Here is a 6,827-nt window from a genome sequence, read left to right on the forward strand (position 1 = left end):
TTCCTTGCATCATTCTCACTAATGAATCGGTAATCGCTAGCCCCAATCCAGTGCCAGGATGCTTGCGGCTCCGGCTTTGATCAACCTGGCGAAACGCTTCAAAAATATGCTCAAAATCCTCTGGAGCAATGCCGATGCCCGTATCTTGAACGACGATCTGCACCATGCTATCCGATGGATCGGAAATGGATACTGATATCCTGCCCGCATCGGTAAATTTAATGGCGTTGGCTACCAGATTAATCAACACCTGCCGTAACCGGTTTGGATCATTAAAGGCCTGCGGTCGCCTTAGATCAATCTGTACGGTAAGCTCAAGCTGTTTTTCATCCGCCAGCGATCGCAGTTCGTTCACCGTAGAATTCACGACGTCTGATAGTACGATTGTATCGGGGCGAAGGTCTAGCCGACCTGCTTCTACCTTGGAAAAATCTAAGATCTCATTGAGCAAGGCTAAAAGCTGTTGTCCGTTGTTGAGAATTCGCTGGATCATATCCTGCTGCTGCGGCAGCAAGGTACGTTTTCCAGGTCGGAGCAGGAGTTGGGAAAAGCCAATAATTGCATTCAACGGAGTGCGTAGCTCATGGGACATGGTGGCTAAGAATTGAGACTTAAGCCGTGATGCTTCCACCAGTTTGATATTTTGAATTTGAATTTGCTGCCGCTGGATTTCCAGTTCTTGATTTTTATGAATGAGCAGCTCATTGCTTTCCCGCAGCCGCTGATTAGCCAGGGCTGCCTCCATTTCTGCCTGATACACTCGCATGGCATTACGCAGCACTCTCGCTAAACTATCGGATGAAATTCTCGACTTAACGAGATAATCTGTAGCGCCGGCCTTCATCAAATCCACCGCAATTTCTTCGTCTCCCTGCCCAGTGAGCACCACAAGCGGCACCCGAATCCCAATTTGGCGAACCTGTTGCACCAGCAGCAGTCCATCTTGATCAGGTAGACGATAGTCGAGAAATACACAATCGAAGGGCGATTCTTGCAGCGTGACGATCGCCTCTGTGCAATTTTCCACCTCGACTACCTCTAAACGAAAGCCAGCTTTGACTAGCGATCGCCGCACGGTCATACGATCGACTTCATCGTCGTCAATGACTAAAATTCTGAGGGTTGCTTCCATGTGACGATTGCTTCCATGTGAGATCTTGCAGGACAAGACAGAAAACCATAGGCTTAATGTCGCTTCTTATGGCATTTCACATAACGCCCAATATTTGTTCAGGGTAGCCATGAGTTCTGCAAAGGTTGTGAAGGTAACCGGCTTGAGCAAATAACCAGAAATATTGAGGTTATAGGCCTCGACTCGATCTTGGTCTTGGTTTGATGTGGTCAACACCACAACCGGCGTTAGCTTCAGGTCAGGGTCGGCCCGCAGTTCTTGGAGAAACTCAATGCCGCCCATTTTTGGCATATTTAGATCTAGTAAAATTAAACGCCGAGCACTTGGCACAACAGATGGTTGCCCATTAACCCCCCGCAACATATCTAGGGCCTCTAATCCATTTTGAGCAATATAAACAGGATTCGTGATATTGCTTTTTTGAAAGGCACGGCGGACGTTCATGACATCTACTTCATCATCTTCTACCAGCAGAATATGAATAACACGTTCTTGCATATACAGGGGAATCACTCCTTTGTTTCCTCTTAGTTTGGTACGCTTGGCTTTTTTATCGTAGAAGGTTGTGCGATCGCTGTCGTCACTCACAGGTGGGAGATTGACTGCGTTCCTGATCTATCATCCGAGATATATATGGACTTGAGACGGGCAGCCAACGACTAGATGAACAAGGGCTCATCTTTGTCTTGTTGGGATGCTCGGTCGCTCTACTCCTTCAGACATACTGCCCGTTTACCCGGACTGCCTCTACAGGTGGAGGTGGATCTCGATCAACCAACGTGTAGGACTGTTAGGCGTAATGTGCCTTTTGATGATGATTAATTGTTGTCCTCCTGTGAGTAGCGATCGCTATTGATCAGACCCATAGAAGATCATACCCATAGGAACTGATGCATCCCTCATCCTAGATCGTTCCTAGATCTCAACGACAAGCCCCGGCGACTGACCATAAAAACACCGCTCAAGTCCACCAACGAGTTGACCTGAGCGGCTGCTATTTCTATGCAAGACCTCAGTACCGTTGATCCAACCGTGGATCAAGAGGATAGGACGTCGGGTGTATCAGGGGTGGCTTCCTCGCTGGCTTCCGCAGGCACGTCTAATGCGTCTATAGGCGGTTCAAGGGAGGGAGCGGTCTGTTGATCGATCGCTTCCGGCTCCGCTTCTGGGATCGCTTCCGGCTCCGGCGTTGGCGCACTGGCAGCGGCTTGATCAAAGATCACCATTTGACTGCCGACTACGGGACTGCGGGCCAACACCGTGCCTGCACTGTCCACCACGTCTAGCTTGTTGAACCCTAGCTCCTGCGATCGCTGCCATAGAGATGCAGCAAAGTGGGGGCGATCGCTCCCTAGACCATTCCAGCCCTCACCCACGGTGACCACCAAGCGACCGCGTAGGAAGTTGGCCTGCACGGAACTCAACGTTATGCCGCTATAGTCCGCCAGCACGTCGGCAAGCTGATCCTGTAAATCGCCAATAAAGGGAGCATCGGGAATCACGTCTTCCGCAGGGCTCTTGTCCGACGGGATGTCTTGGATTGCCTCATCAGCACCTTCGAGATCTTCTACCGGCTCAGGCATCGGTTCAGAAATCGGTTCGAAGATGGGCTCAGAAACCAGAGGTGTATCGGTGAGATCGGGTTCTGCTGAGCTTTCTGGTTCCTGGAACTGCTCGATGGGCACGGGTTCAAGTGGTGGAGGCTCGGGTGCAGGGCTGGAAGCAACCGGTGTTGATCGGATAGATAAGGTAATCCACAAGACCAAGACCACCAGCGCCGACGTCAGGGCACCCACGACTGGATCAGGGAGGCGATCGCCGATGCGTTTGGGCAACAGCACCCGCCCGATTTTTACCCCTAGCGACCACAACACCCCGACGATTGTCCAACTGAGGCCGAGGAGCTTCGATCGCATTGTTTTAGGCGGTGGATTGTCGGCTAGGGGGGCGGAAGCTGCGGACAGTTCTCGATCAGCCTCGGCGGCTTCCTCGGGTTCATCGCCATCATCCTCTAGCTCAAAACCGTCATCCTCTAGCTCAAGATCAATCTCCTCATCCACCTCTTCGTCTTCTGGGTCATCCTCATCTAAACCGCCTGCCATCTCAGAGACACCAGCTAGGGTGGGTGGCGTATCCATGGATGCCGGACTAGCTGGTATTACCGTCGCAGAGGAGCGATCGGTTACCTTAGCAACTTTGGACTTCGCGCGTTTGGGCTTGCTGGATGCAGGTGGTGGTCTATCGGCTAGCACGTTTAATTGCTCTAGCCCCCATTCCCCCACCAAAATGAGCAGCCGCAGGACTAAGATGGCCAGGGCCCGAGCAATGGGAGCGATCGCTTCCCACACTTGACCCACCACCACCAGAGATTGGTCGAGGGTTTCCTGCGCCGTCTTGAGCACCGTGGCTACCACGTCACCCGTGTCTAGGGATATATCCACGGGCTCAACAGGCACCGTCGGTTTGGGGGGAGGCTCGGCAGGCGGCGGCACACTGCTCTCCATCGACTGGTCAGGAGTATCGTTGCCAGATAGGTCAGCGGCCATCTCAGGCTTGTCCTGGGATGCCAGATCACCTGAGGGGCGATCGCGCTCCGATTCTGGCGGGGCTGAGTCAGCAGAGGCGGAATAGATAGCGGGATCCTCAGACATAAAGCAGTTTGGATGGGAGTAGATTCTAGAGACATGGGGAAACAGCGATCGCCCCCGAAGGCTAACGAGGGTGGCGCGATTGATTTCCCAGTCCAGCCTCAATCTATCATTTTGTGATGTAGTCAAATCATCACATCTCAGTGAAAATCCCCTGGCTTCCAGTCCCATTTGTCTAGGATTTGATGTTGCCCAATCCCTTGGAGATACTGGTATAGCGCGATCGTTTCTGCAAGTTGAGTCCGCTATTTTCAGGACGCTAGAATTTATTATCCTTACCCTGAACGTAATACAATGTCATATTGGCTGCGGCTAGTGTGTTGGTTTTAAAGAGCCATGGACGGTCACCATGCTGAACAATGGGAGGAGGCAGGGCGATCGTCAAGCTGCGAGGCTAGAGCACGCCACTCTACCGTCGTTTTCTAGCGCCTTGGCATTATTCAATCGGTCAATCTATCTTCAAAAGGGTCACTTATGAGTGCTTCGATTCGCTTCCTCATGTGTTCTCCCCATCATTATGATGTGGACTACGTGATTAATCCTTGGATGGAGGGAAACATCCATAAGTCCTCGCGCGAACGGGCGCTTGAGCAATGGCAAGGACTTTATCAAATTATTGTAGACCATGCCACCGTTGACCTCATCAAACCCCAACCGGGCTGGCCCGATTTGGTGTTTACGGCCAATGCTGGTCTTGTCCTTGGCGATACGGTGGTGTTGAGCCGCTTCTTCCACCCCGAACGCCAAGGAGAAGAGCCCCACTTCAAAACCTGGTTTGAAGAGCAAGGCTTCACAGTGCATGAGTTGCCCAAGGATCTGCCCTTTGAGGGAGCTGGTGATGCCTTGTTTGATCGCGAAGGGCGCTACCTGTGGGCTGGCTATGGCTTCCGTTCAGAACTCGATTCCCATCCCTATCTCGCCGAATGGTTAGACGTGGAAGTGCTGTCTCTGCGGTTGATGGATGAGCGGTTCTACCATCTGGATACCTGCTTCTGCCCTCTCACCGACGGCTACCTGCTTTACTATCCTCCCGCCTTTGATTCCTACTCCAATCGCTTGATTGAACTACGGATACCGCCGGAGAAGCGGATTATTGTTGACGAACCCGATGCGGTCAATTTTGCTTGTAATGCCGTCAACATCAACCGCATTGTGATTATGAATCGGGCTAGCGATTCTCTTAAGCAACAGCTTGCCCATGTTGGCTTCCAGGTTCTAGAAACGCCCCTTGATGAATTCCTTAAGGCAGGTGGAGCCGCCAAATGTTTAACGCTGCGGGTGACGGAGCCGGTGCTCACCGAAAAGTTTGCCACCGTGGCCTACGAAAGCCGCACCATCAAGCTAGAGGGACATTTACTAGACTCTGGCTTAATTAACCGCGCCCTGGATGTGATCACCGATGGCGGCGGCAGTTTCCAAGTGCTCAACTTTGAGCTAGGTGTGCAGCGGCAGAGTACGTCGCGGGCAGAGGTGCGGGTTTCGGCTCCTAGCCACAGCATCATGGAAGAAATTCTGTCCCAGTTGATCGATCTAGGGGCGATCGCTAACCCCCGGGAAGATCAGGATGTGGATACCGAAGTGGTGGTCAAAGACGGCGTTGGCCCCGATGACTTCTATGTCACCACCATTTATCCCACCGAGGTGCGGGTGAACGGCGACTGGATCCGCCTACAGGGGCAGCGTATGGATGGAGCGATCGTGATTGGCGACACCGCTGAAGGGGCGATCGCTCGCTGTTGTTTGCTACGGGATCTCAAAGAGGGCGATCGCGTGGTGGTTGGCGTAGACGGTATTCGCACGGTGCGCAAAGCCGATGCCCGTGACCAGCGTGGTACTCAAGAGTTCAGCTTCATGGGCGCAGGGGTTTCCAGTGAGCGCCGCGTGGAGCTAGTGGTTGAACAAATTGCCTGGGAACTCCAGAAAATTCGTTCCCAGAACGGCAAAGTTGTGGTTACCGCTGGCCCTGTGGTGATCCACACCGGCGGCGGCGTCCACCTATCCCGTCTGATCCGTGAAGGCTATGTGCAGGCGCTGCTGGGCGGGAATGCGATCGCTGTCCACGATATCGAACAATCCTTGATGGGAACGTCCCTCGGTATGGATATGCAGCGGGGTATTTCCGTACGCGGTGGGCATCGCCATCACCTGAAAGCCATCAACATCATCCGTCGAGCTGGCAGCATTGCTGCTGCTGTGGAGCAAGGCATCTTGACCTCGGGCATTTTCTACGACTGTGTGCGCCACAACGTAGACTTTTCCCTGGCGGGCTCCATCCGGGATGACGGCCCCCTGCCCGATACCCACATGGATCTGATTGCGGCCCAGGCTGACTACGCTCGCCTGATCACCGGCGCTGACATGATCCTGATGCTGTCCACCATGCTGCATTCTATCGGCGTCGGCAACATGACTCCCGCTGGCGTGAAGATGGTCTGTGTAGACATTAACCCGGCTGTCGTCACCAAGTTAAGCGATCGCGGCTCGGTGGAATCTGTGGGCGTGGTCACCGACGTGGGTCTCTTCCTCAGCCTCTTGGTGCAGCAGCTTGATAAGCTCAACGCACCCCAAGCTGTCCGGTAGGTCGGTTAGCTCTAGTCTCCCCTGGGTCAAAAGCGGCCAGGGGGGATTCTGAATTCTTGCGATCGCTCTTTGGCACCCATAAAACAACAATCGCCCCAGGGGGTTGGGGCGATCGCTGCGTGACGAGATTGTGACTTCAGGAGTTTCTAGCTCAGGATCTAGAAACGCTCCAGCAGGAGTGACGAACTTCAGGCTGTGTGTGAACCCTAGGGCTACACAAGCTCCAGCAAAGCGGAAAGCTCAGACGTAATCTGGAGATGACCGCGATAAACCGCTCGCAGCAATCGGTCGATGGCGCGGCGCTCGTCGTCATTGAGTGACTCTTCAAACACGGCTGCCATCAATCCGTAGCGATCGGCAACGGTGAGAACGCCCGACCGGCTTGCTTGGGCAAACAGTTCAGCGATCGCACCCGGAATAAGATTGAGTGTGGGAAACGTAGACATGACGATCAGGAACTCTATGCT

General features: G+C 53.4%; 5 protein-coding genes. 1 reads left to right on the top strand and 4 read right to left on the bottom strand.

The window, feature by feature from the left end; genetic code table 11:
- From V6D20_10995 to V6D20_11005, 3 genes are all read right to left on the bottom strand, one after another.
- Nucleotides 1–1,132, bottom strand: a 1,132-nt coding sequence (locus tag V6D20_10995; GenBank protein ID HEY9816308.1) for an ATP-binding protein, incomplete at its 3' end; no start/stop codon positions are given.
- A gap of 66 nt (nucleotides 1,133–1,198) precedes the next feature.
- Nucleotides 1,199–1,720 (bottom strand): response regulator, encoded by a 522-nt coding sequence (locus V6D20_11000; protein HEY9816309.1) that lies wholly within the window; start codon nucleotides 1,718–1,720, stop codon nucleotides 1,199–1,201.
- A 449-nt stretch (nucleotides 1,721–2,169) separates the two neighbouring features.
- The gene (locus V6D20_11005; GenBank protein HEY9816310.1) at nucleotides 2,170–3,885 is read right to left on the bottom strand and encodes a hypothetical protein; all 1,716 of its coding nucleotides are present in this window, start codon (nucleotides 3,883–3,885) and stop codon (nucleotides 2,170–2,172) included.
- A gap of 369 nt (nucleotides 3,886–4,254) precedes the next feature.
- On the opposite strand from V6D20_11005, the gene V6D20_11010 reads away from it, so the two are divergent.
- Nucleotides 4,255–6,360: a TIGR00300 family protein gene (locus tag V6D20_11010; GenBank protein HEY9816311.1), complete on the top strand. Its 2,106-nt coding sequence runs from the start codon at nucleotides 4,255–4,257 to the stop codon at nucleotides 6,358–6,360.
- A gap of 212 nt (nucleotides 6,361–6,572) precedes the next feature.
- On the opposite strand, the gene V6D20_11015 is transcribed toward V6D20_11010, so the two are convergent.
- The coding region (locus V6D20_11015) for a hypothetical protein (GenBank protein HEY9816312.1) at nucleotides 6,573–6,827 on the bottom strand (255 nt) is incomplete at its 5' end.

Source organism: Candidatus Obscuribacterales bacterium, assembly GCA_036703605.1.
Classification (GTDB): Bacteria; Cyanobacteriota; Cyanobacteriia; order RECH01; family RECH01; genus RECH01.